The organism is Limnohabitans sp. 2KL-3 (assembly GCF_001269405.1).
Classification (GTDB): Bacteria; Pseudomonadota; Gammaproteobacteria; order Burkholderiales; family Burkholderiaceae_C; genus Limnohabitans_A.
In genome coordinates, this window is sequence record NZ_CXON01000003.1 from 444997 (window position 1) to 469687 (window position 24691).

Genomic DNA, 24691 nt, shown 5'->3' on the forward strand with positions numbered 1-24691 from the left:
TGAAAAGTCAATGCGCCCCGTCGCGTTGCAGGGCTTGCGCGACACGCAGGCCCAAAGCCTCAGCCCCGGCCAGGTCTTGGGCGAGCACGTCTTCGGCAGCGGTCACCAGCGTGGCCGCCCCTTCCGGATCACCCCAGGCCGCTTGCAGCTTGAGCACACCGCCCTCAATCGTGGCGTGTGCGGCCAAAGGCATGGAGCAGCTGCCGCCCATGGCGCGGCTCACGGCACGCTCGGCCGCCACACGCTGCCAGCTCACGCTGTCGGCCAGCGGTGCCAGCAAGGCGCGCAAATCGGGCCGGTTACTGCAAATTTCGATGCCCAGTGCGCCCTGCCCTGCGGCGGGCAGCATCTCGCTGGTTTCAAAGATGTCGCGAATCCGCTCGGACAAACCCAAGCGCTTGAGCCCCGCTGCCGCCAGCACAATGCCTGCGTACATCCCTTCGTCCAGCTTGCGCAATCGCGTGTCCAGATTGCCACGCAGGGGCTCGATCTTCAAATCGGGGCGCAGTGCCCGCAGCAACACCGTGCGGCGCAGGCTCGATGTGCCCACCACCGCGCCGTGTGGCAAATCCTCCAGACGGGCGTATTGCGGCGAGACCCAAGCATCGCGCGGATCTTCACGCTCCATCACACAGGCCAGCTCAAAGCCCTCGGGCATGTCCATGGGCACATCTTTGAGCGAATGCACCGCGATGTCAGCGTGGCCCTCTTGCAGCGCCACCTCCAGTTCTTTGACAAACAAGCCCTTGCCGCCCACCTTGGACAGACTGCGGTCCAGAATTTGGTCACCCTGGGTGGTCATGCCCAGCAACTTGACCGTGCAGCCAAGCCCCTCCAGCAAAGATTTGACATGCTCGGCTTGCCACAAAGCCAAACGGCTCTCACGGGTGGCGATGACGATGGAGGGTTGGGTGGTCTCGGTCACGGCGGGATTCCTGAAAATAATTTTGATCCCATCAAAATGAAATCAATTGGTAATTTTGTCTCTCTTGGCGATGCTAGCATGACGTCAAGGCTGATTGACACCCGATTGTCTCTCGGTTGGCACTTCTGCCACAAGGCCTCCAACCTTTGCTCACCCGATCCACCCCCCATCCGCGCAGCACACCATGAAACAGGCCCTCCCCAAAGCCACCCTATCTGCCAAGGCCAGCGCCAGCGTCCCCAACAAAAGCGAAAAACGCGACAGCGAACGCCCCCTGGTCGAAGACATTCGCTTGCTGGGCCGCATTTTGGGCGATGTGATCCGCGTGCAAGAAGGCCCCGAGGCCTATGAGCTGGTCGAGCAAATCCGCAAACTCTCTGTCGCTTTCCGGCGCGACGCGGACCATGAAGCGGACAAAGCCCTGAAAAAACTGCTCAAAAGTCTGACCGGCGACCGCGCGGTGAGCGTGATCCGCGCCTTCACCTATTTCAGCCACCTGGCCAACCTGGCCGAAGACCGCCACCACATCCGCCGCCGCGCCATCCACGAACGGGCGGGTCACACCCAAGAAGGCAGCATTGACGTGGCGCTGCAGCGCCTGCGCTGGGCCGGCATCACACCCAAAAGCATCTCGGACATGCTGGCCACCAGCTATGTCTCGCCCGTGCTCACGGCCCACCCCACCGAAGTGCAGCGCAAAAGCATTCTGGATGCCGAGCGCGACATCGCCCACCTGCTGACCGAACGCGATGCCATCAAGGCCCGGGCCGCCGTGGTCAACGCCGCCAAAGACGCCCTGACGCCCAAAGAGCTGGCCGCCAACGAATTGCAAATGCGTGCTCGCGTGATGCAGCTGTGGCAAACGCGACTGCTGCGCTTTACCAAACTCACCGTGGCCGACGAGATCGAAAACGCGCTGAGTTACTACGAAGCCACCTTTTTGCGCGAAATCCCCAAGCTCTACGCCGAACTCGAACACGCCTTGCCCGGCCAGCCCATTGCCAGCTTTTTGCGCATGGGCCAGTGGATTGGCGGCGACCGCGACGGCAACCCCAACGTGACCGCCCCCACACTCGAACATGCCCTGACCCGCCAAGGCGACGTGGCCCTGCGCCACTACCTGACCGAGGTGCATTTTCTGGGCGGTGAGCTGTCGCTGTCGGCCATGCTGGTGCCCTTTGGCCCCGAGATGCTGGCCCTGGCCGAGCGCTCACCCGACACCAACGAACACCGCCAGGACGAGCCTTACCGCCGGGCGCTCACGGGCATTTATGCACGCCTGGCCGCCACCCTGAAAAACCTGACCGGTGGTGAAGCCGCTCGTCATGCAGTGGCCCCGCAAAACCCCTATGCCAGCGCTGAAGCCTTTTTGGCCGACCTGCGGGTGATCGAAGCGTCTTTGTGCAGCCACCACGCCGAAGCCCTGGCCGCGCAACGCCTGCACCCGTTGATCCGTGCGGTGGAGGTGTTTGGCTTTCACCTGGCCACGGTGGACCTGCGCCAAAGCTCGGACAAGCACGAAGACGTGGTGGCCGAGCTGCTGACCACCGCCCGCGTGGAAAAGCATTACAGCCAGCTGGACGAGCACGCCAAACAAGCCCTGCTGCTCGGCCTGCTGAACGACGCCCGCCCACTGCGCGTGCCTGGTGCCAACTACAGCGCACACGCCGTGTCCGAATTGGCCATCTTTGAAACCGCCAAACGCATGCTGAGCACCTTTGGCAGGCAGGCCATTCGCCACTACATCATCAGCCACACCGAAACCGTGAGCGACTTGCTCGAAGTGCTGCTGCTGCAAAAAGAAACAGGTCTGCTGCGTGGCACGCTCGACAGCGAAGCGATCAACGACCTGATCGTGGTGCCGCTGTTCGAGACCATCGAAGACCTGCGCAATGCCGCGCCCATCATGCGCGACTTTTACGCCCTGCCTAGCGTGGCCGCGCTGATCCAGCGTTCGGGCGGCGAGCAAGACATCATGCTGGGATACTCCGACAGCAACAAAGACGGCGGCATCTTCACCAGCAACTGGGAGCTGTACCGCGCCGAAATCGCGCTGGTCGAGCTGTTTGACAAACTCGAACGCAGCCACGGCATCACCTTGCGCATGTTCCACGGCCGAGGCGGCACCGTGGGCCGGGGCGGCGGCCCCAGCTACCAGGCCATCCTGGCCCAGCCACCCGGCACCGTGCGCGGCCAAATCCGCCTGACCGAGCAAGGCGAAGTCATTGGTGCCAAATTCGCCAACCCCGAAATCGGCCGACGCAACCTCGAAACCCTGGTCGCCGCCACCTTGGAGGCCACCTTGCTGCAGCCCACCAAACCCGCCACAAGGGCGTTTTTGGACGCTGCCGCCGAATTGTCTGAAGCCAGCATGGAAGCCTACCGCGCCCTGGTCTACGAGACCCCCGGCTTCACCGACTACTTCTTTGGCGCCACCCCGCTCAAGGAATTGGCGCAGCTCAACATCGGCTCGCGCCCAGCGTCGCGCAAAGCGCTGGAGAAGATCGAAGACCTGCGGGCCATTCCCTGGGGCTTCAGCTGGGGCCAATGCCGCCTGACCCTGCCCGGCTGGCTGGGCTTTGGCTCCGCAGTGGCGGCCTTTTTGGACAAACCCGAGGCGGCCGAGCGCCAAGCCGCGCTGGCCTTGCTGCAAAAGATGTACCGCCAATGGCCGTTTTTCCGCACCCTGCTGTCCAACATGGACATGGTGCTGGCCAAGAGCGATTTGGCCCTGGCCTCAAGGTATGCCGAACTGGTGGGCGACGCCCGACTGCGCAAAAAAATCTTTACCGCCATTGAGGCCGAATGGCACCGTACCGCCGATGCGCTCACGCAAATCACGGGCGAGAAAAGCCGCCTGGCCAGCAACCCCGCGCTGGACCGTTCGATCCGCCACCGTTTCCCCTACATCGACCCGCTGCACCACCTGCAAGTCGAGTTGATCCGCCGCTACCGCGCAGGCTTGGCCGACGAGCGTGTGCAGCGCGGGATTCACATCTCGATCAACGGGATCGCAGCGGGGCTGCGCAATACGGGTTGAGACAACAGGGTTGCCCTTCTAGACAATAAAAAATCATTCTAAAAATATAAAAAATAGTATATATTGATCATAATTAACTGATTTCAACTGCTGATCTATCCAACCTGGGGAACTGCATGAATTACTTGCATCGGACAGTCTGCGATAAATTTGAAAAAAAGAACTGGCTTGTAGTCAGTCAATACGAGTCTAAACAAGGTGTGATCCTTTCCTGCATGCTGGATGCTATTGACTTATTAGCTTCAGACCCAAACCCTCAGTTACCTCCATCTGAGTGTCGAGAGTTCGAAATTAATGATGTTTTTTTAGTTGCGTGAATTTATCCACGCAGGTTTTGCAGCTTAAATTGCTTCAGTCCACATAGATGAACCACCTTACCCGTTTTGCAGTCGCCACTGTTGCGCTTTATCTGGCTGTTACGTCCACTCATGCCCAACACGCCTCATACGCCCGTGTGCGCTTAGCAGATGGCCCAGTACTCGAATATCCTTCACATTGGAAGATAGCGGATGATGCAACGGTTCAAAACCGTGTGCATGCTAGCCAAGCTACTGCTGAGGCCGCAGGCATTGACTTGAATAGTTTTCAAAAGCGAAACAGAATCATCATCGAGTCTCAGCCATCACCAAGTGCAGCACAAATTCGAGCAAGCATCATCACACCACAGGAATACACGCAGGAAGATCTACGCGCAGCGACAGCAAATGACCTTCGTACACTCAAAACTCAATTCGAAACAATGTTTCGTAGTATGTCGGCATCTGGGACAGTTAAGCTCCATAAAATGAGTGAACCAAGGATTGAAAAAGTAGCTGGCAAATTTGCACTTGTCATTCCTTATACACGGTACACAGAGTTCGATCCCGTACTTTGGGTCGTTGAGCAAGTAAAGATTCCATTTGAGGATAAAACTCTTTCAATATCAATCTCGTATCGAACGTCAGACGCCTCTGCAATGAAGCCTATTCTAGAACGCATAAAAAGAACATTGTTATTTTAATATTTGTAATTTTTATAAAAATATTACTTATTTTTGTGTTTTGAGCCTCTGATATCTGCCATCATCCTAATCCAATGTTAGCTTTACATTAAGCAACAGACCAAATCAGAAATTCAATCTCACAATTCAATATATTCATGCATAAGCCATTCTCACTTGCAAAGCGGAGCCGCTATCCGATCGTATTTTTATCAGTATTCGGCTTTCTCGTTTTTTTAATTTTTTTCATTATACCGGAAACAAAGCGAGGTGATGCATATTTACCAGCTACCGCTATAGCAGCTGGCTTTGCATATTTCCTTTACTCTCAACACATCCAGGAAACTAAGCTTTTTATTGAATTATTTAAACAATTCAATAAAAAGTACGACTCATTAAACGAGGCATTGAACAAAATAGCAAATCAAAAGCAGGTCACAGTTCTTTCACAACCAGATAAACAGTTTCTCTTTGATTATTTCAACCTGTGTGCTGAAGAATATCTTTACTACAAGACGGGATATATTGACATTGAAGTCTGGCAATCTTGGTTGAAAGGCATGAATTATTTTGCTGACGTACGCCACATTCGAGACCTATGGTCAGAAGAGTTGTCAAATGGTTCGTACTATGGATTCACCCTTGAACTTCTGCCAAAGTCTAATGACTCACAGTCTTAAATGTACCGATTCATAAAATTATAAAATATTTTCACTCGAGATCCAGTACTTAGATCAATTTTAACAAATCGAAAATTCAATGCATAGCTTTCCAGCATCAAATAAATATAAAAAAATTTCAATTTTAAAATATTTGCGTTGGCTGTATTTTTTTCCACAAATTCACCGGCACAGGAACCATGCACCCCTACAATAGTAATTAAAAGTGGTTTGTTTGAACGCGCTAGCGGCTATTACTCTTGCACGATTAAAAAACATAATAACAACATCATTACTGCATGGACGTGGAATGATGATTCGGCATGGCTAAGCTCGCATCGGCATAAAGCCAAATACGCATTTTCGTGTAGTACCCGTATGATGAAACTTCTTGAACGCGATATTTATGGCAAAGATGATACAGAATGGAGCAAGCCAGCAATAGGGACCGTTGGTGATAGATGGATGACTGCGATTTGTTCAAGCGCACGATTCTTCTAAGCAACGAACATAGGCACTCTAACCTAACGCTTAAAAGTTAATAAAATAAAAATCCATAAATCATTTATTTTGATTATAAATTAATGCATACTACTTTTAGGTTTCCAATTGCGTGCGGCGGCTTGTGCATTTGATCGCTCATCAACTGTAAGACTACGCTCCAATGCATCACGAAGGCTAATAAATAATTGATCACCGTTTATACTAGCATGTAACATCCAAAAATAAGCAGATTGTCGATCTCTAGGAACACCTTTTCCGTCAATATATGCCATGGCTAACATAAATTGTGAATATGAATCACCCTGATCAGCAGCTTTTTTAAACCATGCTACGGAATTTTGTAAATTTTGAACAACACCTCGTCCATTGGCATATAACCATCCTAATTGTGATTGAGCTTTTACATGACCTTGTTCGGCTGCCTTAATGTACCAATTTAATGCCTGTTGTTCATCTTTAAGTACTCCTTCACCAGCCATATAAGCTCCACCAAGAACAACTTGAGCATCAATATTTCCTTGTGTAGCGGATCTATGAATCCATAACATTGCCTCCTGTAAGTCGCGTTCAACACCCTCACCCTTAGCATACAACTCACCTATTTTTAATTGGGCAATTGGGTCACCCTGTTCTGCAGCCTTTCGATACCAGAAGGCCGATTGATTCACGTCTTTCGGTTGCACAGTTGAACTTAAAAATATTCCCCCAAGATATAACTGAGCGCCAATATTTCCTTGTTCTGCAGCTCTTTTTAGCCAAGAAATTCCTTTTGTATTATCACTGGAAACACCTATACCGTTTATGTACATCCAACCAAGGGTTCCCCACGCCTGTGAATTACCCTGTTCTGCAAGTTTTCTAAAACTAGAATATGCCGAACGATACTCTTTACGCTTAAGTTGTGCATTTGCTTGTTCTAATGTTTGCGCACAAACTGGAAAAGACAAAGTTAAAATTAAAGCAAACAAAAAAATTGAATTGCTTTTCATATTTGATTTTTTAACGTTAAACATAAACTTGAGTTGGTTAAACAATAAAGTTATTTCATTAAATTCAATGATTACAACAAATGATGGATTCATCATTTTCACATCCTCTAACTCACAAAAAATTATTTACCATATTAAAAAAGAGGTGCAACACAGTTTAACAAGGCGTAATACACTTCGGATTTAACATTGCCATATTTAAAAAATCATTGATAACGCACAACTATAACAAAATTTAAAACACAAATTGTAAAAATTTGATACAAAAGTTACTTCTATGAAAGAGATTTCATTACGACCACCTGTACAAGGCGGCGGACTCAAGAGTCATGTGCAACTCCTGCCAACCCTCTAAGGTCCGCAGATGCATCCCAACTCAAGCGCCACAAACAGACCTAACTCGAAGAGCGAGTGACACTGGCCAGCCTGCATTTTCAGAACGTCACAATGCGAAAGATTGCTCGCCCCCTTGGGGGTTCGCCCAGCAGCATCGCGCTGGATCTCACCCGCAATGGCTGCGATGGCGTTACGTAGGCAAGATCGCGGTGGTTTGTTCGGACAATCACCTGATACAGACCCGTCGAGTCCCAAAGTTTCATAAAGAATGCTTCCGAAAGGCATCGAGCACCACCTGCTGAGCATTCGGTAGTCACACGACCAAATATCGATGACACTGCCTACCTCTTAACCCAAGGGATATGAGCACAGCTTACAGCACGAAACCATCTAAAACTGCTTCTACGCCCAGCCCGTAGTCGAGCTCAAGCGTGATCTGATCAAAGCCCTGCGCCGATCACACAACAAGCGCGCAGGCTTGGCCGACGAGCGTGTGCAGCGCGGGATTCACATCTCGATCAACGGGATCGCAGCGGGGCTGCGCAATACGGGTTGAGCAGCACCCAAAAGGTGCCCACATGAGCACCTTTAAAAGCACTCTTAACAGCTCATGACCCATCAAATTCTGTCCGAAACGGCCGCCAGCATTTCGGAGCTCAAGCGCAACCCCATGGGTACGGTTGCGGCTGGGGATGGCTTTCCAGTGGCCATCCTCAACCGCAATGAGCCGGGCTTTTATTGCGTGCCCGCCAAGCCCATGTGCATGCGACTTTGCGGGTTTTTTCCCATTTCAGCACAGGCCCTCGCCGCCCATAATGTTTTTGAGGTTTGCCGCCAGGGCATGCCCGCTGTTGTTTTGAAAGCCTCGCATGTCCACGCTCAACCCCCTGCCCACGTTTCCTGCCGCCAAAGACTGTGACCCTGTCCAACTCGGCTGGATGCAAGGCTCGCCACCGCCCGCCGACAAAATCATCCGCTTTCAAGATGGCAGCGGCTACCGTTTTCCGCAACTGCGCTGGAGCTTTGCGCATTACCGGCAGCTGGTGCCCACTGTCACAGTGTCCAAAGGGCTGACACCCTGCACGCCTTTGCCATTGGCCCAACGTGCCTTGCCAAGCGTCAGTTACACCCCCATGGGCGGCACAGGCCTTTGCAACTGGGCCGACATGATGGAGGCCACCTACACCGATGCGCTCGTGGTCATGCACCAAGGGCAGGTGATTTTTGAGCACTTTGGCGGTGTGATGAACCCCGGGCGTGAGCACATTGCCATGTCGGTGTCCAAGTCGTTCATGGGTTTGTTGGCTGCGTGCCTGGTCGCAGATGGGCTGCTGGACGATGCGCAGCAGGTTGACCATTACATCCCCGAACTCGCGGGCAGCGGCTTTGGCGATGCCACCGTGCGGCAGGTCATGGACATGACCACCGGCATCGACTACACCGAAAACTACGCCGACCCACAGGCCGAAATCTGGAACCACATGCGTGCAGGCGGCGTGATGCCCAGCCCACCGGGCTACAGCGGCCCGGGCAGCTTTTATGACTACCTCAAAACCGTGCGCAAACTCGGAGAGCATGGTGAATGCTTCACCTACCGCACGGCCAACACCGATGTGCTGGGCTGGATCGTGCGCCGCGTGAGCGGTCAAAACACAGAGCAAATGCTGTCCGAGCGCATCTGGCAGCCCATGGGGGCCGAGCTGGACGCGTATTACACGGTGGACCCGATCGGCACCGCCTTTGCGGGCGGGGGCCTGAACACCGGCCTGCGCGACTTGGCGCGGTTTGGCGAATTGGTGCGCAACCATGGATGCGTCGGCCACCAACAAGTCCTGCCCGCAGCCGCCGTGGCCGACACCTTTGCGGGAGCCGACCCGGCCCGTTTTGCGGCCAATGGCCCACCCACGCTGGCGGGCTGGAGCTACCGCAACATGTGGTGGGTGTCGCACAACGCGCACGGCGCCATCATGGCGCGGGGCGTGCACGGGCAAAACATCTACATCGACCCCCAGGCCGAGATGGTGATCGCCCGCTACGCTTCGCACCCGGTGGCGGCCAACATCGCCAACGACCCGCACACCCTGCCCGCCTACCACGCCTTGGCGCTCGCCTTGCTGGCTGAACGATAAGGGCTGAGGGCTGGAAAGCCCAGGCGGATCGAAGCCCGATAAAATTGCGGGCTTATGACAAACCAACTCGACAAAAAATCCCAAGCCTGGTCCGCCCTCTTTTCTGAACCCATGAGCGAGTTGGTCAAGCGCTACACCGCCAGCGTGTTCTTTGACAAGCGCCTGTGGCAAGCCGACATCCAGGGCTCGCTGGCCCACGCCGACATGCTGGCCGCGCAAAAGATCATCGGTGCCAACGACCTGGCCGACATCCAGCGTGGCATGGCGCAGATCACCCAAGAGATCGAATCCGGCGCTTTTGAATGGAAGCTCGACCTGGAAGACGTGCACCTGAACATCGAGGCACGCCTGACCACTTTGGTGGGCGACGCGGGCAAGCGCCTGCACACCGGCCGCAGCCGCAACGACCAGGTGGCCACCGATGTGCGCCTGTGGTTGCGCGGCGAGATGGACCTGATCATCGACTTGCTGGTCGACCTGCAAAAGTCACTGGTCGATGTGGCCGAGCAAAACGTCGAGGTGATCCTGCCGGGCTTTACCCACTTGCAAGTGGCCCAACCCGTGAGCTTTGCGCACCACCTGCTGGCCTATGTGGAAATGTTCAGCCGCGATGCCGAGCGCATGAGCGACGTGCGCCGCCGCACCAACCGCCTGCCGCTGGGCAGCGCCGCCTTGGCCGGCACCACCTACCCGCTGGACCGCGAACGCGTGGCGCGGACGCTGGGCATGGTCGATGAACAAGGCAATGCCCAGGTCTGCCAAAACAGCCTGGACGGCGTGAGCGACCGCGACTTCGCCATCGAGTTCACCGCTGCCGCCAGCCTGTGCATGGTGCACATCAGTCGCTTCTCTGAAGAGTTGATTTTGTGGATGAGCCAGAACTTCGGCTTTGTGCGCATTGCCGACCGCTTCACCACCGGCTCGAGCATCATGCCGCAGAAGAAAAACCCCGATGTGCCCGAGCTGGCACGCGGCAAAACAGGCCGTGTGGTCGGCCACCTGATGGGCCTGATCACCCTGATGAAGGGCCAGCCCCTGGCCTACAACAAAGACAACCAAGAAGACAAAGAACCACTGTTTGACACGGTGGACACCCTCAAAGACACCCTGCGCATCTTCAGCGAAATGGTCGGCGGTCAGGTCAACCCCGCGACGGGCGTCAAAGAAGGCGGCATCACCGTCAACGCCGCAGCCATGGAAGCGGCCGTGAAAAAGGGCTACGCCACCGCCACCGACTTGGCCGACTATTTGGTCAAAAAGGGCCTGCCCTTCCGCGACGCCCACGAGGTGGTGGCCCACGCGGTCAAGACCGCTCAGGGCCTGGGTGTGGACTTGTCAGAGCTGCCGCTGGAAACCCTGCAAAAATTCGACAGCCGAATCGAAGCCGATGTGTTCGGGCCACTCAGCCTGCAAGGCTCAATGAACGCACGCAACACCTTGGGCGGCACGGCACCTGAGCAGGTGCGCTTTCAAATTGCACGCCACCGCAGCCGCTTGGGCTGAGGCGGTGTAGCCCATCCAAGCCGTCCATTCAGATCAAGAAATTGCGGCTTTGGACATCACGCGAGTGATGAAGAACACGAACGACCGTGATGCCGCAGTCACTTGGGCAGTAGTACAAGTTGTAAGAGCTTGAGGTGGGCCAACACCGAATGCCTTCAGCAAGTTCCGGCCTTGCACGCCCCATCAAAGGCTGAAGGGCAAGCGTTTGAGCTTCCTGTTCAATGACATCTAATACATGGTCTGCCGCTTCAAAGCTTTGTTCAGCGATGAAGGTCCATGCTTCCAGCAAATCCGTTTCTGCGCTTTGCGCAAACGATACCGTGGACATCAGGGCATCTTTTGAGCGGCACGGCCTCGCGCCTTGATGGTGGCCATGTCCATCGGCTTGACGCGTCCTGCTTTGACGTCCTCCATGCCACGCTCAATGTCAGACTTGAGGGCCACCAGACTGGACTGCTGAACAGACTGATACGCCTCAAAGAGCCTGAGCGCCTCTCGTATGACTTCGCTGGCGGAACCATACATGCCCGAAGCAACATGCTGGCGAACCCGGGCCTCGAGCTCCATGGGCAAAGATACATTGAGCGCCATTTGCTTCCCCTTTGATGCCAAAGATTGCCATATTACGGCATTTGCCAACAGCGCAACGGGTCAGCGTTTCTGCACCGGATTGGCCAACAGCAAGTGGGCCGGGTAGGCCCGCATGAACTCGCGGGCTTTGTCGATGGGGGCGTTGAGCCACGCGCCATACGCGCCTTCGTTCAAGATGGCGGGCATGCGTTTTTCGTTGCCGTTTTGACCGTAGCGGTTCATCAGGGCGTGGCTGTTGGCGTTCACCGTGAGCAGGGTGAAGCTGACGATCTCTTCTTCGCCTTGCGACCAGCGCTCCCACAAACCGGCCACCCCCATGGGCTGGCCATCTACGCGGGCGATGCGGGTGGGCACGGCTTTGCGGCTGCGCCAGTCGTCTTCCAAAAATGCCTGCATGGGGATGATGCAGCGCTGGCCTTTGAGCCAGGTTTCACGCGTGGCCGTGGCGGTGCTCATGGTTTCATAACGGGTCACGGCCAATTTGGTGGACCGCAGTTTGGCGTCTGACGCCGACTTGACCCAGGTGGGCACCAGACCGAATTGGCCTTGGACCAGTTCCATCACCAAGGGGCTGGCGGGGGCTGACGGGGAGGTGACTTCGGTTTCAGGGGTGGTTTCAGAGACAGACGCCAAGGTTTGCTCTGCCGCCACAAACGCTTTGCGGATGAAAAAACCCGGTTGGCGCGGCCAGACTTCTTTGCCCATCAGGGCTTGGGGCGGGGCGATGCCAAAGGCCTCGGCGTACAGGTCAGGGCTTTTCAGACATTCGTATTGGGTGCTCATGCGGTCGATGCTAACCGACAGGTGTGGGCCAGTCAGCTCTTGTCGGACCTGAAGGTGCCGACCTACAAATCCGGACCACCGACCTGATACGCTCAGCGCTCGATTACAAGACGTGCTGGCCCATGCTGATCCGCTTCAACAAACCTTATGGCGTGCTCAGCCAGTTCACCCCCGAGGGGCGCTGGCAGGGGCTCAAGGACCACATCGACCTGCCCGGCGTGTATGTGGCCGGGCGCCTGGACGCCGACAGCGAGGGATTGCTGCTGCTCACCGACGATGGGAAGGAGCAGGCCCGCATTGCCGACCCGCGTTTCAAGATGGAAAAAACCTATCTGGTGCAGGTGGAGGGCGTGGTGAGCGACCAAGCCCTGACCGCCTTGGCCCGGGGCGTGACGCTGAACGACGGCCCCACCCTGCCCGCACGCGCCCGCGCTGTGGAGCCGCCTGCCGACCTGTGGCCACGCAACCCGCCCATCCGCGAGCGGCAAAGCATTCCCACCTCGTGGCTGGAGTTGTGCATACGCGAGGGCCGCAACCGACAAGTGCGGCGCATGACCGCGGCGGTGGGCTTGCCCACGCTGCGCCTGATCCGCACCGCGATTGGCCCTTACACCCTCGACACGCTGCCCACGGGCACTTGGCAGCAAGTCTGAGCCTTTCACGGTGTCTTGCGCCAAGGCGACGCGAGAGCCCGGCGTCTTCCTGCACAATCGCGCATCTTTCAACCCCTGAGGTAACCCGCATGTCTGACTTGCTGAACAAACTCGAATGGCGCTATGCCTGCAAAAAAATGGACCCGACCAAGGTCGTGCCGCAAGACAAAGTCGACCGCATCGTCGAAGCCGCTCGCTTGGCACCGACCTCCAGCGGTCTGCAGCCTTTCGAAATCTTCGTGGTGACCAACCCCGGCGTGCGCGAGCAAATCAAACCCAAGGCCTGGGGCCAGGCGCAGATCACCGACGGCTCGCACCTGCTGGTGTTTGCCGCTTGGGACAACTACACGGCCGAGCGCATCAACATGATGTTTGACCTGACCAACGCCGAGCGCGGCGGCACCAACGAAGGCTGGGAAAACTACCGCCAGATGTTGCTCAAGAACTATCCCGCCCGCACACCCGAGGTGAACTTCGAGCACGCCGCTCGCCAGGCCTACATCGGCTTGGGCGCTGCCTTGATCGCCGCCGCTTTCGAAGAAGTGGACGCCACGCCCATGGAAGGTTTTGACCCCAAAGCCGTCGACGAAATCTTGGGCCTGAGCGCACGCGGTCTGCGCAGCGTGGTGATTGTGCCCCTAGGCTACCGTGCAGCAGAAGGCGATTGGCTGGCGAACCTGAAAAAAGTGCGCCGCCCCACTGCCCAGTTTGTGACCGAAGTCAAATAAGGGCCGCGCCCGCTGCAAGCGGGGCCGCTTGATACCGCCACAAAGCCGCAGATTCTGCGGCTTTGTGCTTTAACATCAAGGGCTTCCCAAACCGGGATGTCTATCCAAGGAACCAACATGGCCAAAGGCGAACAACGCAGCAACAAAATGGCCAAGAAGCCAAAGAAAGACACGTCACCCCCAAAGACGTTTACTTCCGACCGTCCCATGGCCCCGTCCACCTTTGTGGCGCCTCGCGGCAAAGTCAAAGACAAGTGATTTTTTTGGCCAAGCGCCCTGCTCGCCTGGCCCGCCCTGCATGATCCCGATCCACGAAGACGAGCACCTGCTGGTGCTGGAAAAACCCAGCGGCTTGTTGTCGGTGCCCGGTCGCGGCCCGGAAAAGCAAGATTGCCTGTCCAAACGGGTGCAGGACCGCTACCCCGAAGCCCTGATCGTTCACCGCTTGGACCAAGACACCTCGGGCCTGCTGCTCATGGCCCGGGGCATCGAAGCGCAGCGCCGCCTGAGCAAGCTGTTTGAAACACGCCAGGTCAAAAAACGCTACGTGGCGGTGGTGGCGGGCCAGCCTTCGCAATCCCAGGCGGCCATGGAGACTGACGAAGACGGTTGGCGCACCATCGACGGCCCCATCCTGCTCGACTGGGAACGCCGCCCGCTGCACATCATTCACCCCGACGGCAAAGCCAGCCGCAGCCGCTGGCGTGCCCTGCAAACCAGTGACAGCGCCAGCCTGATCGAGCTCGAACCCGTCACGGGCCGCACGCACCAGCTGCGCGTGCACATGCAAAGCATTGGCCACCCGATGCTGGGTGACTCGCTGTACGCGCCACCCGACATCAAGGCGCTCAGCCCCCGCTTGCTGTTGCATGCGCAAGAGCTGGCCTTTGTGCACCCCTTCACCGAACAAGCTTTGGCATTCAAGGCCTCGGTCGAGTGGTCTGCCCTATCGCCATACTTGGCCGTTCATCACCCCCAGCCCTGAGCGATCAGGTCTTGGCCGCGCCCTTGATGCGGCCCGCGACCACACCACACAGAACAACCAGGCCCATCCCCGTGAAGGCCAGTGCATCGGGAATGTGGTCAAACAGCCACCAGCCCATCAGCGTGGAAAAGCCGACCCCGGTGTAGAGAAAAGGCGAGACCACCGAGGCCGGGGCTTTGGAAAAGGCCACGATCAGCAAGTATTGGCCCAGCGTGGCGGCCAGGCCCACCATGAGCAACAGCCCCCATTCGTGCAGGCTTTGCGGGGTGACCCAGGCATTGAACACCAGCAGCGTGCTCACCGCCCAGCCCACCCACCCTGTGTACAGCTGCATCACGGCCGGGTCTTCGGTGCGCGTCATGTGGCTGGTCACGGCCTGGAACACGGCATAAGTCACCACCACCGTGAGCGCCATCCAGCCCACCGTGCTGTCGACCTGGCCACCCGGGCGGATGACCAGCAAAGCCCCGATCAGCCCGCCCACCACCATGAGCCAGCGCAGCGCAGAGACTTGTTCTTTCATGACAAAGCGGGCCAATGCCGTGAGCACCAAGGGTGTGAGCATGACGGTGGCGGTGAACTCGGCCACCGGCATGCGCTGCAGGCAATAAAAAGCCAACAAGCTGCAAGACACCATGAGCAAGCCGCGCAGCAACTGCCAGCGCAGGCTGTGTGTGCGCCACATGGCACGCCCACGCAATGGGGCCAGCACCAGCGCGGTGCCCACGGCCTGCACCGCGTAACGGAACCACAGCACCATCACGGGCGTGACGCTGAGCATGACCCATTTGCTGGTGGCGTCGCTGAAGCTCAGGCTGGCCATGGCTGCCACAGCCAAAGCAATGCCCACACCCCTTCGCGCGGGATCATGAAACTCAAAAGGGGAAGTGGACATGGATTTCAAACGACTTCGTGTTGAAGAACTATTTTTGCATGCGGCTTTCAAAGGAGATGTCACGCATTCACGGTGACCCCATCCATCGCCACACCCAATCCAGTCACATTCCGGTGCGAATTCTGACCAAGACATCCATCCTCAATCGATCAACCGATAAAATAGATAAGTTCGAACTTTTTAGCAGGCCATGTCGTTTTTTGAATCTCTGCGGTGGCGAGCTGCACCCAAGTCTTTATTCCATCAAATGGTTTCTGGGTGGACCATTGCCATGGTCGCAGCGCTGTGCAGCACGGTGATGGCCCAATCGAGTCCGAACGCCCAAGAATCCATCAAAAAAGCCCTGCAATCAGGACAACTTGATTTGGCGGCCAAACTGGTCCAACAAGAGCGCGAACGCAGCCCCAAAGATGTCCAAATGCGCTTCATGGAAGGGGTGATCCAAGCCCAGCAAGGTCAAACCGACAAGGCCATCGACACCTTCAAAAACATCACCCAATCACACCCTGAGTTGTCAGAGGCTTACAACAACCTCGGTGTTCTCTACGCTGCCAAAGGCCAACTCGAAGAATCCCGCAGCTACCTCGAAAAAGCCCTTCAGACCCACCCCAGTTACGCAGCAGCTCACCGCAACTTGTCTGACGTCCACAGCCAACTGGCCAAGCAAAGCTATGCCAAGGCCTTGCAAGTGGACCCCAAAGTCAAAAGCAGCCCCCCCCAATTGACTTTGCTGGGCAGCATCGGTCCTGAAAAACGCAGCCAAGCTGCGTCATCACCCGTGGCCGCCAAAACACCGCCCACAACCACTGTGGCCGTTGCCTCCACGCCCACCACCGCTTCTGCGGTTCCTGCTGCCAAAACAAGCGCCCCCACACCGGCACCTGCGTCCTCAGCACCTGCCCCCTCTAAAACACAGACGCCCGGCACACCACCGGTGGTCAGCAGCAGTGCAAGCCCCACCGCCAAGCCAGCTTCTCAGACCTCGGCATCGGCATCGGCATCGGCATCGGGCAGCATGACCCAAGCCAGTGCGTCCGCGCCTGCCGAGAAAAAACCACTGGTCCCAGAAGCCGCCCAGCCCAAGGCCCAAGCCCCAACGGCGAACAAAGTCGTCCCAGCTGCCAACAAAGCAGAAGAAGCGGCCATCCAAAGTGCGATTGCGATTTGGGCAAAAGCCTGGAGTCAAAAAGACATGCCGCGTTATTTGTCAGCCTATGCTGACAATTTTGTGCCGTCCGAAAAAATGTCGCGTGCCAAGTGGGAAAGCGACCGCCGTCTTCGGATCGTTTCCAAAAAGTCCATTTCGGTCGGGGTCAGCCAAGTTCAGATCACTCTCCAGGGCCAAAAGGCCACTGTCCGCTTTCAGCAAATTTACGAATCGGACAACTTCAAGGGCAACAGCCGTAAAACGCTGGAAATGTCCAAGCAAGGGCCACGCTGGCTCATTGTGCGCGAGACCGTGAATTGAACCTCAAAGAAGCTCCCCCCTTTGATGCACTGAACCACGCCCAACAAAAAACACCCCCAAGCCGACGTTGGGCATGGGTCGCACTGGGCATGACCTTACTGGCCATGTGTGCTTGGTTTTTTTCGGCCCCCTTGGTGAGCAGCGTTCGAGAACAAGCACAAGACTTGAACTCGAAGCAAGCGATGCCTTTCCGCCTGGAATTTGAACTCAATGATGAACAAGTCGTTGCGGCCTCGCATGATCCGGAACATCTGGTCAGGCAAATCTATGCTGCATTGGGCGATGGTGACCGCGCCAAAGCTTTGGCACTGGCTGGCGTACTGGCACGACAGTTTCCAACATTTCAGCTGGGGCAGTTGCTGTATGCCGACTTGCTCAACATCAGCACCAACGCCCCGGTGGCCTTGCCCGAAGTCGAGGAACAAGACAAGCCATCTTTGACCCGTCGTTTGAATGAGTTGATTTTGGAATCCAAACGACGACTCAATCGTCCCAATGCCCACAGTTTGCAAGGGCGTGTTCCCTCGGCGCTGCTGAATTTGAGCCCTCAACAAGCTTATGTGGCCGCAGTTGATGCCTCTCAGTCACGCCTTTACTGGTTCGAAAACCAAAGCTCAGGGCATGGGCCAGTTCAACTCAAACTGGTTCGAGAGTCGTACATTTCAGTCGGCCTCAACGGCGTCGGAAAACAGCTCGAAGGTGATGGCAAAACACCCACCGGGATTTATTTTGTTCAGAAAAATCTCCCGGGCGAAACCCTTCCAGATCTTTTTGGTATCGGCGCTCTCACCTTGAATTACCCCAATGCGCTGGATTTGATGAACAAAAAAACAGGTTCTGGAATTTGGTTGCATGGCACGCCCAGCGCCCAATACGCGCGAGCGCCAGAATCGACCGATGGCTGTGTCGTGCTGGCCAATCCCGAAATGGGTCAATTGCTCAATTTATCCGGTCTGCGCATGACGCCCGTGATCATTTCTGAAAAAATCGACTGGGTCACCCCGGTTGAATCGGCCGAGGCCTTCAATGCATTCAAACCCAGTCTCGATGCCTGGTTGGCTGCACGCAATGGCACCGATGCCGACGCCTTGAAACGTCACTACAGCGAACGCTTTGAGCGCGATGACATGGGTTTGAACCAGTGGTGGCCCAGACTGGCACAAACCACCTTGGGTCACCATGTCAGCAAACCACTGGAATTGATCTCTGCCCTGCAATGGAAAGACTCCGCTCAAACCATGGTCGTGACCCTGAAAGACCCCAACCACAAAGCCTCAGTCCCCCCTCAGTACCTGCGAACCTATTGGCAAAAAGAGGCAGGCCAATGGAAACTGGTGTTTCAGGGGCCGACCTGATCAATCGGGTCTTTTGTCAAGCCAAGCAAGGACCATGCAACAAGCCTTTTCTTGTTCCATCTTCAACATGACACCAGAGGGTGAGCATTGGGTTGTGAGCCCCAAGCTCACACTGCTGCAATCCCTCGAGCAGCACGGTGTGACATGGCCCAGTTCTTGCCGCTCTGGCACTTGCCGCACATGCACAGGTCAATTGCTGTCGGGCCAAGTTCGTTATGACATGGCCTGGCCTGGGCTGAGCGCTGAAGAAAAGGCCGATGGATTTATCTTGCCCTGTGTGGCCTTTCCTGCCTCGGACCTCGTGCTCAAAGACCCGCTTGCGGACTGATCCGCCGCTTCAGTCGTCCAAGCCCAACTCTTGGATTTTTCGGGTGATGGTGTTGCGCCCAATGCCTAATTTTTGAGCGGCCTCAATACGTCGACCCCGGGTGATCGCCAAAGCCGCCTGAATCAAACTGCTTTCAAAACGCCGGGTCAACACATCCCAAACATCGGTGCGGCCTGATGCCAACAAACTCAGCGCCTCCTCCTCCAAGCCAGGCTCCCAGGTTTTGACAACCGCAGGGGCCACCCAACCCACCGGGCTTGAAGAAACACCCACAGTGTCATCGACACCCTGCACGGCATGGGCCCCGGGCAATGGGTTGGCCGTGACAAGGCCAAGGGCGGCCTGTGGCGGTGTCTGGGTGTCCAAAACTTCCGGGGGCAGGTCTTTTTCCTCCACCACCTGAGCTGGCGCCATGACGGTCAACCAATGGCAGATGTTTTCCAGCTGACGCACATTGCCCGGAAATTGAAAAGAAGACAGGCGCTCCAAAGCTGCCTCAGAAATCCGCTTGGCTTCTACCCCCAACTGCTGTGCACTGCGCTGCAAAAAATAGCGGGCCAGCACAGGCACATCTTCGCGGCGCTCTCTCAATGCGGGCAGGCGCAATCGAATGACGTTCAAGCGGTGAAACAAGTCCTCGCGAAAAAAGCCTTCTTTGACACGTTGCTCCAAGTCCTGATGCGTCGCAGCAATCACGCGCACATTGGCCTTGACGGCACTGTGTCCACCCACGCGGTAGAAATGGCCATCGGACAACACACGCAGCAGCCGGGTCTGCAGGTCAAAAGGCATGTCTCCAATTTCATCCAGAAACAGTGTGCCGCCATCGGCCTGCTCAAACCGTCCACGCCGCGAAGCTTGTGCCCCCGTGAAAGCACCCCGCTCATGACCAAAAAGTTCACTCTCCAGCAAGTCCTTGGGAATGGCTGCCGTATTGATGGCCACAAAGGGTTGATGGGCACGCGGCGAATGTTTGTGCAAGGCGTGCGCCACCAACTCTTTGCCCGAACCCGACTCGCCCGTGATGAGCACCGTGACATGGCTTTGCGCCAAGCGACCGATGCCGCGAAACACATCCTGCATGGCAGGGGCCTGGCCCAACATCTCCGGGGCATCGACCATTTTTTCTTCGGCCACATCCTCGCGTTGACTCTCGCCCACTGCACGGCGAATCAACTCAACCGCCTTGGGCAGATCAAATGGCTTGGGCAGGTATTCAAACGCACCGCTTTGAAAAGCCGACACAGCACTGTCCAGATCGGAAAAGGCGGTCATGATGATGACGGGCAAGCCGGGCATGCGCTGCTTGATGGCCGCCAGCAAATCCAGGCCAGAGCCGCCTGGCATGCGAATGTCACTGACCAGGACTTGAGGCCCGGCACTGTCGCCTTCAGACTCCAGGGCCTTCATGACCTCTCGTGGATTGGTAAAACTGCGCGTGGGCAAACCCTCTCGCAAGAGTGCTTTTTCAAGCACAAAGCGAATGGATTGGTCATCGTCTACGATCCAGATTGGCTTCATCAACGTGGCGCTTTCATTGTTCACAGGCATGAGCTTCAGGGCAACGGAATCAAAATTTTGAAATCCGTACGACCGGGCTCGCTGTCACACTCGATCATGCCGTGGTGTTGCTGAACAAAGGTTTGCGCCAATGTGAGCCCCAAGCCAGACCCCCCTTCACGCCCCGAGATCAACGGGAAGAAAATTCGGTCCTTGATCGAGTCTGGTACACCAGGCCCGTTGTCAATCACATGCAATTCCAATGCCAGGCGATAACGCTGCTTGCCAAACGTGACTTGCCTCAAGATCCGGCTCTTGAGCGTGATTTGCGCATCGCCTTGCAAAATGCGCTCATGCAAAGCTTGCGCCGCGTTGTGAGAAATGTTGAGGACCGCCTGAATCAACTGCTCACGGTCGCCGCGAAACTCGGGAATCGAGATGTCGTAGTCCCGCAGCACTTTCAAACCCCTTGGAAACTCGGCCAAGATCAAGGTTCGGACCCGTTCGCACACTTCGTGAATGTTGACATCACTGACCACATGAGGGCGGCGGTGAGGTGCCAACAGACGGTCCACCAGCGTTTGCAGCCGATCGGCTTCTCGGATGATGACCTGGGTGTACTCCGACAACTCTTTGCTGTCGAGCTCCATCTCCAGCAATTGGGCAGAGCCACGAATCCCCCCCAAGGGATTTTTGATCTCATGGGCCAAATTGCGAATCAACTCCTTGTTGGCCTGCGCTTGCTCCAACAAGCGCTCCTCACGCTCTTGACGGGTTTGCTGCTCCACGGGCAGCAACTCCACAATCACTTCATCGGTTTGATCTGACGGCGCCAAAATCACATGCACGGGCAAAGCGTCGTTGTGCAAAATTCGCCGCAACTGCGCCTCGTATCGCAAGGCTGCAAACTCATTGGACTGCGCCCCCACCAAGGCCGTCACCATGGGCTGGGGATCCACAAAGTAATCGGGCAAATAAACCCCAAACAAAGAGCGCCGCGACAAACCCATCGCGTCTTCCAAAGCGGCATTGACAAAGCGAACCATGCCTTGACCGTCCAGCACGGCCACGGGCGTGGCCAGCAGGTCCAAAGCCAGAAATCGGGACACAGGACTGTTCATGGCGTGGTGGTCCTGGCCAACAGGGGGCGACGGGCCAGTTCACGTTGCAAGCTGTCGATATCGCGTTCTGTTCGCGCCATGGCCGCTTTGAGTGAGGCCACACGGTCCAGGTATTTTTGATGGTTGCGAGCCTCTGCAGCCCATTTGACAGGCTCACCCTCGTTGTACTCCTGCGTCAGTTGCTGAAGCTGCTGCCGGGCTTTTTCCAACTCCTGAACCACCAGGGTGCGGGCTTGCGCATCGCGCTCAGCTTGCTCCGGTGGCACGGCCCGCGCAGGCTCTGATTTGGTGCGCTCAGGCTGAACTGGGGCGACATCGGGCACCACAGGGCGGCGTGCGGCCAAGGCGGTGCCTGACGGCTGTGTTCCGGGAACCACCATGATGGCCTGTGTGGACAAGGGTTCACATTGGGTGGTGCTGCGTGGTGCATTGGTGTATTCCTGGCCACACCGGTAAATCACCGCTTGAGCTTGAGCTGAAGCGCCCACCATGCTCAACACCCAAGCCAAGCACAGCGTTACCCACTTGACCCGATGTCCCTCAAGAAAACGCCAATGCATCATGGACAAACTCCTGCAAGCAAAACCGGCCATCTTGGCCACTGTCATTTTGAATCAAAAAAAAGGACGGCCTCAGCCGTCCTTTTTTTGCACTGCGCTGTGCAATCCGTGCATGAGCCGGATTACAGCGAGTAGTACATGTCGTACTCGACGGGAGACACTTCCACACGAGCGCGGTTGACTTCTTGCATCTTCAAGTCGATGTAAGCGTCGATCCACGAATCGGTGAACACGCCGCCTTTGGTCAAGAAAGCGCGGTCAGCGTTGAGGGCTTCCAGAGCTTGGTCCAAGCTAGAGCACACAGTGGGCACCAACTTGTCTTCTTCTGGAGGCAGGTGGTACAGGTCTTTGGTCGCTGCTTCGCCGGGATGGATCTTGTTTTCCACGCCGTCCAGGCCCGCCATCAACAAGGCAGCAAAGCCGAGATATGGGTTGCACAATGGATCGGGGAAGCGGGCTTCCACGCGGCGGCCCTTGTCGCTGGCGACGTTGGGGATGCGGATCGAAGCGGAGCGGTTCTTGGCCGAGTAAGCCAATTTCACTGGCGCTTCGTAGTGAGGCACCAAGCGCTTGTAGCTGTTGGTGCCAGGGTTGGTGATCGCGTTCAGGGCGCGAGCGTGCTTGATGATGCCGCCGATGTAGAACAGGGCGAATTCAGACAAACCAGCGTAACCGTTGCCCGCAAACAGGTTCTTGCCGTCTTTCCAGACGGACTGGTGAACGTGCATGCCGGAGCCGTTGTCGCCAGCGTAAGGCTTGGGCATGAAGGTGGCGGTTTTGCCATACGCGTTGGCCACGTTGTGGATCACGTACTTTTGCATCAGGGTCCAGTCGGCACGCTCAACCAAGGTCGAGAAGCGTGTACCGATTTCGCACTGACCCGCGCCAGCCACTTCGTGGTGGTGCACTTCGACCGGAATGCCAATGGATTCCAAAATCAAAGACATCTCGCTGCGCATGTCGTGCGTGCTGTCCACGGGAGGCACTGGGAAGTAGCCACCCTTGACGCGGTTGCGGTGACCGCTGTTACCGTTTTCCATCTTGGTGCCGCTGTTCCATGGGGCTTCGGCTTCGTCGATGGCGTAGAAGGTGTTGTTCGGCTCGGTGCTCCAACGCACGTCGTCGAACAAGAAGAATTCGGGTTCTGGACCGAAGAAAGCGGTGTCGCCCAGGCCAGCTTGCTTGAGGTAAGTCTCAGCACGCTTGGCAATGGAGCGTGGGTCACGCTCGTAGGCTTTGCCGTCGGTGGGTTCGATCACGTCGCAGATCAAAACCAGAGTGACTTCTTCGAAGAAGGGGTCAATGAAGGCGCTGTTGGCGTCAGGGATCAACAGCATGTCGGAGGCTTCGATGCCTTTCCAGCCAGCGATGGAAGAGCCGTCAAAAGCTTGACCGTCTTCGAACTTGCTTTCGTCAAACTGCGACACGGGCGCAGTGATGTGCTGCCATTTGCCACGGGTATCGGTGAAACGGAAGTCAACGAACTTGACTTCGTTCTCTTTCACCATCTTCATCACGTCTGCGACGGTCTTGGCCATCAAATTCTCCTGAATGGAAAGGGGTTAAAAAGCTAACACAGAGTTCTTGCAGTTTTTGTGCCAACTTGACTCAGTCAACCACATTTGAACAAGCTGCAATTGTGCCTTGAGCTGAGCCCATTGGCCCTGCATCACTCGGAAAAAAGCCAGTATCACAAGGGACCCGGCTTGAGGAACAGGGCCTCGATCAGTCACTGTTGCCCCGAAACGGGTTCCAGAGACGCCCAACGGGGCGACATCAATGCACCCGAACGATGCATAAATGCACTTATTTGGTGCAAATAAATTTATCGCACCAATTCAGGGCCATACGTCAAAGAAAAGGAAGACAGCCCCTCACGCAGTGCTCGGTAAGCCGCATCGGCCAAATCCGGTTCACCTTTGACCCCCAACTCAATGTGACGGCCCCATTGAGGATGATCCACACTGGGCAAACTGAACACTTTGACGCCGGGATGCGCAACCTCAATCGACTCCATCAAAGGTGTGAGCGTGGCCTCCATGGCCCCCAAAATGATCACGGATTTTTCGACATAGGCGCCCTGTCGAAAAAAAGCACTGTATTGGCTGTCCAGAACCGACTCGATCATGGGCCACGCCATGACCGGAAAACCCGGCACAAAGTGCACCGCCCCACCTCCGGCCCCCAGACAACTGAAACCAGGGATCTTGTTGTAGGGATTGCGGATGATGGCTGCGCCTTGCGGAAACACCCCCATGTTCAGTCGATGGACGTTGTCTGGCCGATCAGGGTCGTAGACCGTGCCCTGCTCTTTGGCCGTGTCTTGCATGCGCTCTTGGATCAAGAGCTTGGCTTGCGGGTGCAAGGCCAAGGGCACAGACAAAGCCTGAGCGGCACACTGGCGGGTGTGGTCGTCGGGTGTGGCACCAATGCCGCCGCAACTGAACACCACATCCGATGATGCAAACGCCCTTTGAAGGGTGGCCGTGATGCGCTCGGGTGAATCACCCACGTATTCAGACCACGACAAATTCAGGCCCCGCGCAGACATCAGCTCGATGACTTTGGGCATGTGCTTGTCTTGGCGTTTGCCTGACATGATTTCATCGCCAATGATGATCAGGCCAAAAACTGGGCTTGTGGAGGTCATGGGTCAAATC

At 56.3% G+C, this 24691-nt stretch carries 23 protein-coding genes and 2 pseudogenes; 14 read left to right on the forward strand and 11 right to left on the reverse strand.

What is annotated here, in order from left to right; genetic code table 11:
- Nucleotides 1-7 precede the first annotated feature (7 nt).
- Nucleotides 8-925 carry a hydroxymethylbilane synthase gene (hemC, locus tag AMM41_RS06825; RefSeq protein ID WP_089955025.1) on the reverse strand — a complete coding sequence of 306 codons (918 nt, stop codon included), beginning with the start codon at nucleotides 923-925 and terminating at the stop codon, nucleotides 8-10.
- Nucleotides 926-1109: 184 nt separating this feature from the next.
- Between hemC and ppc the strand changes: the two genes are divergently transcribed.
- The 4 genes from ppc to AMM41_RS06835 all read left to right on the forward strand — a co-directional run bounded on the left by ppc (nucleotide 1110) and on the right by AMM41_RS06835 (nucleotide 5624).
- A complete protein-coding gene (gene ppc / locus AMM41_RS06830; RefSeq protein WP_089955028.1) occupies nucleotides 1110-3965 on the forward strand; it encodes a phosphoenolpyruvate carboxylase in 2856 nt (951 codons plus the stop codon).
- A 116-nt stretch (nucleotides 3966-4081) separates the two neighbouring features.
- On the forward strand, nucleotides 4082-4282 hold the full coding sequence (locus AMM41_RS21785) for a hypothetical protein (RefSeq protein ID WP_194944636.1): 201 nt from the start codon (nucleotides 4082-4084) through the stop codon (nucleotides 4280-4282).
- A 47-nt stretch (nucleotides 4283-4329) separates the two neighbouring features.
- Nucleotides 4330-4965, forward strand: a complete 636-nt coding sequence (locus tag AMM41_RS21790; RefSeq protein ID WP_194944637.1) for a hypothetical protein — start codon at nucleotides 4330-4332, stop codon at nucleotides 4963-4965.
- A gap of 137 nt (nucleotides 4966-5102) precedes the next feature.
- Nucleotides 5103-5624, forward strand: coding sequence for a hypothetical protein (locus tag AMM41_RS06835; protein ID WP_089955031.1), 522 nt, complete (start codon nucleotides 5103-5105; stop codon nucleotides 5622-5624).
- 560 nt (nucleotides 5625-6184) lie between these two features.
- Here AMM41_RS06835 and AMM41_RS06840 read toward each other — a convergent pair.
- Nucleotides 6185-7192, reverse strand: coding sequence for a tetratricopeptide repeat protein (locus AMM41_RS06840; RefSeq protein ID WP_089955035.1), 1008 nt, complete (start codon nucleotides 7190-7192; stop codon nucleotides 6185-6187).
- A gap of 655 nt (nucleotides 7193-7847) precedes the next feature.
- On the opposite strand from AMM41_RS06840, the pseudogene AMM41_RS21795 reads away from it, so the two are divergent.
- The 4 genes and pseudogenes from AMM41_RS21795 to argH all read left to right on the forward strand — a co-directional run.
- Nucleotides 7848-7988, forward strand: a pseudogene (locus tag AMM41_RS21795) (phosphoenolpyruvate carboxylase); the annotation flags it as partial.
- A 54-nt stretch (nucleotides 7989-8042) separates the two neighbouring features.
- Nucleotides 8043-8186 (forward strand): annotated as a pseudogene (locus AMM41_RS22195) (type II toxin-antitoxin system Phd/YefM family antitoxin); the annotation flags it as partial.
- A 115-nt stretch (nucleotides 8187-8301) separates the two neighbouring features.
- Nucleotides 8302-9561 (forward strand): serine hydrolase domain-containing protein, encoded by a 1260-nt coding sequence (locus AMM41_RS06850; protein ID WP_089955038.1) that lies wholly within the window; start codon nucleotides 8302-8304, stop codon nucleotides 9559-9561.
- 54 nt (nucleotides 9562-9615) lie between these two features.
- On the forward strand, nucleotides 9616-11064 hold the full coding sequence (argH, locus tag AMM41_RS06855) for an argininosuccinate lyase (RefSeq protein WP_089955042.1): 1449 nt from the start codon (nucleotides 9616-9618) through the stop codon (nucleotides 11062-11064).
- A 28-nt stretch (nucleotides 11065-11092) separates the two neighbouring features.
- Here the strand turns inward: argH and AMM41_RS06860 are convergent, their stop codons facing one another.
- The 3 genes from AMM41_RS06860 to AMM41_RS06870 are packed head-to-tail and all read right to left on the reverse strand — an operon-like array spanning nucleotide 11093 to nucleotide 12438.
- The gene (locus AMM41_RS06860) at nucleotides 11093-11392 is read right to left on the reverse strand and encodes a type II toxin-antitoxin system RelE/ParE family toxin (RefSeq protein ID WP_089955046.1); all 300 of its coding nucleotides are present in this window, start codon (nucleotides 11390-11392) and stop codon (nucleotides 11093-11095) included.
- Entirely contained in the window at nucleotides 11392-11655 is a 264-nt protein-coding gene (locus AMM41_RS06865) for a type II toxin-antitoxin system ParD family antitoxin (RefSeq protein WP_089955050.1), read from the reverse strand. The genes AMM41_RS06860 and AMM41_RS06865 overlap by 1 nt, the downstream gene beginning before the upstream one ends.
- A gap of 60 nt (nucleotides 11656-11715) precedes the next feature.
- Complete coding sequence (locus AMM41_RS06870; protein ID WP_089955054.1) at nucleotides 11716-12438, reverse strand: SOS response-associated peptidase family protein; 723 nt, start codon at nucleotides 12436-12438, stop codon at nucleotides 11716-11718.
- 122 nt (nucleotides 12439-12560) lie between these two features.
- Between AMM41_RS06870 and AMM41_RS06875 the strand changes: the two genes are divergently transcribed.
- The 3 genes from AMM41_RS06875 (at nucleotide 12561) to AMM41_RS06885 (ending at nucleotide 14804) form a co-directional block, all read left to right on the forward strand.
- Nucleotides 12561-13091 carry a pseudouridine synthase gene (locus tag AMM41_RS06875; protein WP_089955058.1) on the forward strand — a complete coding sequence of 177 codons (531 nt, stop codon included), beginning with the start codon at nucleotides 12561-12563 and terminating at the stop codon, nucleotides 13089-13091.
- Between the two features lie 89 nt (nucleotides 13092-13180).
- The gene (locus tag AMM41_RS06880) at nucleotides 13181-13819 is read left to right on the forward strand and encodes a nitroreductase family protein (protein WP_089955062.1); all 639 of its coding nucleotides are present in this window, start codon (nucleotides 13181-13183) and stop codon (nucleotides 13817-13819) included.
- A gap of 298 nt (nucleotides 13820-14117) precedes the next feature.
- The gene (locus tag AMM41_RS06885) at nucleotides 14118-14804 is read left to right on the forward strand and encodes an RluA family pseudouridine synthase (RefSeq protein ID WP_089955065.1); all 687 of its coding nucleotides are present in this window, start codon (nucleotides 14118-14120) and stop codon (nucleotides 14802-14804) included.
- 4 nt (nucleotides 14805-14808) lie between these two features.
- Here the strand turns inward: AMM41_RS06885 and AMM41_RS06890 are convergent, their stop codons facing one another.
- The gene (locus AMM41_RS06890) at nucleotides 14809-15699 is read right to left on the reverse strand and encodes a DMT family transporter (protein WP_194944639.1); all 891 of its coding nucleotides are present in this window, start codon (nucleotides 15697-15699) and stop codon (nucleotides 14809-14811) included.
- 271 nt (nucleotides 15700-15970) lie between these two features.
- Here AMM41_RS06890 and AMM41_RS06895 point away from each other — a divergent pair, with 271 nt between their 5' ends.
- The 3 genes from AMM41_RS06895 (at nucleotide 15971) to AMM41_RS06905 (ending at nucleotide 18850) form a co-directional block, all read left to right on the forward strand.
- On the forward strand, nucleotides 15971-17167 hold the full coding sequence (locus AMM41_RS06895; protein WP_228769130.1) for a nuclear transport factor 2 family protein: 1197 nt from the start codon (nucleotides 15971-15973) through the stop codon (nucleotides 17165-17167).
- Nucleotides 17168-17331: 164 nt separating this feature from the next.
- Nucleotides 17332-18522: a L,D-transpeptidase family protein gene (locus AMM41_RS06900; RefSeq protein WP_228769131.1), complete on the forward strand. Its 1191-nt coding sequence runs from the start codon at nucleotides 17332-17334 to the stop codon at nucleotides 18520-18522.
- Nucleotides 18523-18589: 67 nt separating this feature from the next.
- Nucleotides 18590-18850, forward strand: coding sequence for a 2Fe-2S iron-sulfur cluster-binding protein (locus AMM41_RS06905; RefSeq protein WP_228769132.1), 261 nt, complete (start codon nucleotides 18590-18592; stop codon nucleotides 18848-18850).
- 9 nt (nucleotides 18851-18859) lie between these two features.
- Here the strand turns inward: AMM41_RS06905 and ntrC are convergent, their stop codons facing one another.
- The 5 genes from ntrC to AMM41_RS06930 form a co-directional block, all read right to left on the reverse strand.
- A complete protein-coding gene (ntrC, locus tag AMM41_RS06910) occupies nucleotides 18860-20371 on the reverse strand; it encodes a nitrogen regulation protein NR(I) (RefSeq protein ID WP_089955316.1) in 1512 nt (503 codons plus the stop codon).
- A gap of 35 nt (nucleotides 20372-20406) precedes the next feature.
- Nucleotides 20407-21471, reverse strand: coding sequence for a nitrogen regulation protein NR(II) (glnL, locus tag AMM41_RS06915; protein WP_089955086.1), 1065 nt, complete (start codon nucleotides 21469-21471; stop codon nucleotides 20407-20409).
- On the reverse strand, nucleotides 21468-22034 hold the full coding sequence (locus AMM41_RS06920) for a hypothetical protein (RefSeq protein ID WP_146186288.1): 567 nt from the start codon (nucleotides 22032-22034) through the stop codon (nucleotides 21468-21470). The genes glnL and AMM41_RS06920 overlap by 4 nt, the downstream gene beginning before the upstream one ends.
- Before the next feature lie 119 nt (nucleotides 22035-22153).
- On the reverse strand, nucleotides 22154-23569 hold the full coding sequence (glnA, locus tag AMM41_RS06925) for a type I glutamate--ammonia ligase (RefSeq protein WP_089955094.1): 1416 nt from the start codon (nucleotides 23567-23569) through the stop codon (nucleotides 22154-22156).
- 287 nt (nucleotides 23570-23856) lie between these two features.
- Nucleotides 23857-24681, reverse strand: a complete 825-nt coding sequence (locus tag AMM41_RS06930) for a competence/damage-inducible protein A (RefSeq protein WP_089955097.1) — start codon at nucleotides 24679-24681, stop codon at nucleotides 23857-23859.
- Nucleotides 24682-24691: the final 10 nt, after the last annotated feature.

Excerpts from the sequence above, each read along its gene's own strand:
- ppc (WP_089955028.1), top strand. The coding sequence starts at position 1,110 with ATGAAACAGGCCCTCCCCAAAGCCACCCTATCTGCCAAGGCCAGCGCC.
- AMM41_RS06905 (WP_228769132.1), top strand. The coding sequence starts at position 18,590 with ATGACACCAGAGGGTGAGCATTGGGTTGTGAGCCCCAAGCTCACACTG.
- AMM41_RS06890 (WP_194944639.1), bottom strand. The coding sequence starts at position 15,699 with ATGTCCACTTCCCCTTTTGAGTTTCATGATCCCGCGCGAAGGGGTGTG.
- AMM41_RS06920 (WP_146186288.1), bottom strand. The coding sequence starts at position 22,034 with ATGATGCATTGGCGTTTTCTTGAGGGACATCGGGTCAAGTGGGTAACG.
- AMM41_RS06860 (WP_089955046.1), bottom strand. The coding sequence starts at position 11,392 with ATGTCCACGGTATCGTTTGCGCAAAGCGCAGAAACGGATTTGCTGGAA.
- AMM41_RS06930 (WP_089955097.1), bottom strand. The coding sequence starts at position 24,681 with ATGACCTCCACAAGCCCAGTTTTTGGCCTGATCATCATTGGCGATGAA.
- argH (WP_089955042.1), top strand. The coding sequence starts at position 9,616 with ATGACAAACCAACTCGACAAAAAATCCCAAGCCTGGTCCGCCCTCTTT.
- AMM41_RS21785 (WP_194944636.1), top strand. The coding sequence starts at position 4,082 with ATGAATTACTTGCATCGGACAGTCTGCGATAAATTTGAAAAAAAGAAC.
- glnA (WP_089955094.1), bottom strand. The coding sequence starts at position 23,569 with ATGGCCAAGACCGTCGCAGACGTGATGAAGATGGTGAAAGAGAACGAA.
- AMM41_RS06870 (WP_089955054.1), bottom strand. The coding sequence starts at position 12,438 with ATGAGCACCCAATACGAATGTCTGAAAAGCCCTGACCTGTACGCCGAG.
- AMM41_RS06885 (WP_089955065.1), top strand. The coding sequence starts at position 14,118 with ATGATCCCGATCCACGAAGACGAGCACCTGCTGGTGCTGGAAAAACCC.
- AMM41_RS06865 (WP_089955050.1), bottom strand. The coding sequence starts at position 11,655 with ATGGCGCTCAATGTATCTTTGCCCATGGAGCTCGAGGCCCGGGTTCGC.
- AMM41_RS21790 (WP_194944637.1), top strand. The coding sequence starts at position 4,330 with ATGAACCACCTTACCCGTTTTGCAGTCGCCACTGTTGCGCTTTATCTG.
- AMM41_RS06880 (WP_089955062.1), top strand. The coding sequence starts at position 13,181 with ATGTCTGACTTGCTGAACAAACTCGAATGGCGCTATGCCTGCAAAAAA.
- AMM41_RS06840 (WP_089955035.1), bottom strand. The coding sequence starts at position 7,192 with ATGATGAATCCATCATTTGTTGTAATCATTGAATTTAATGAAATAACT.
- AMM41_RS06850 (WP_089955038.1), top strand. The coding sequence starts at position 8,302 with ATGTCCACGCTCAACCCCCTGCCCACGTTTCCTGCCGCCAAAGACTGT.
- AMM41_RS06895 (WP_228769130.1), top strand. The coding sequence starts at position 15,971 with ATGGTCGCAGCGCTGTGCAGCACGGTGATGGCCCAATCGAGTCCGAAC.
- AMM41_RS06835 (WP_089955031.1), top strand. The coding sequence starts at position 5,103 with ATGCATAAGCCATTCTCACTTGCAAAGCGGAGCCGCTATCCGATCGTA.
- ntrC (WP_089955316.1), bottom strand. The coding sequence starts at position 20,371 with ATGAAGCCAATCTGGATCGTAGACGATGACCAATCCATTCGCTTTGTG.
- AMM41_RS06875 (WP_089955058.1), top strand. The coding sequence starts at position 12,561 with ATGCTGATCCGCTTCAACAAACCTTATGGCGTGCTCAGCCAGTTCACC.
- glnL (WP_089955086.1), bottom strand. The coding sequence starts at position 21,471 with ATGAACAGTCCTGTGTCCCGATTTCTGGCTTTGGACCTGCTGGCCACG.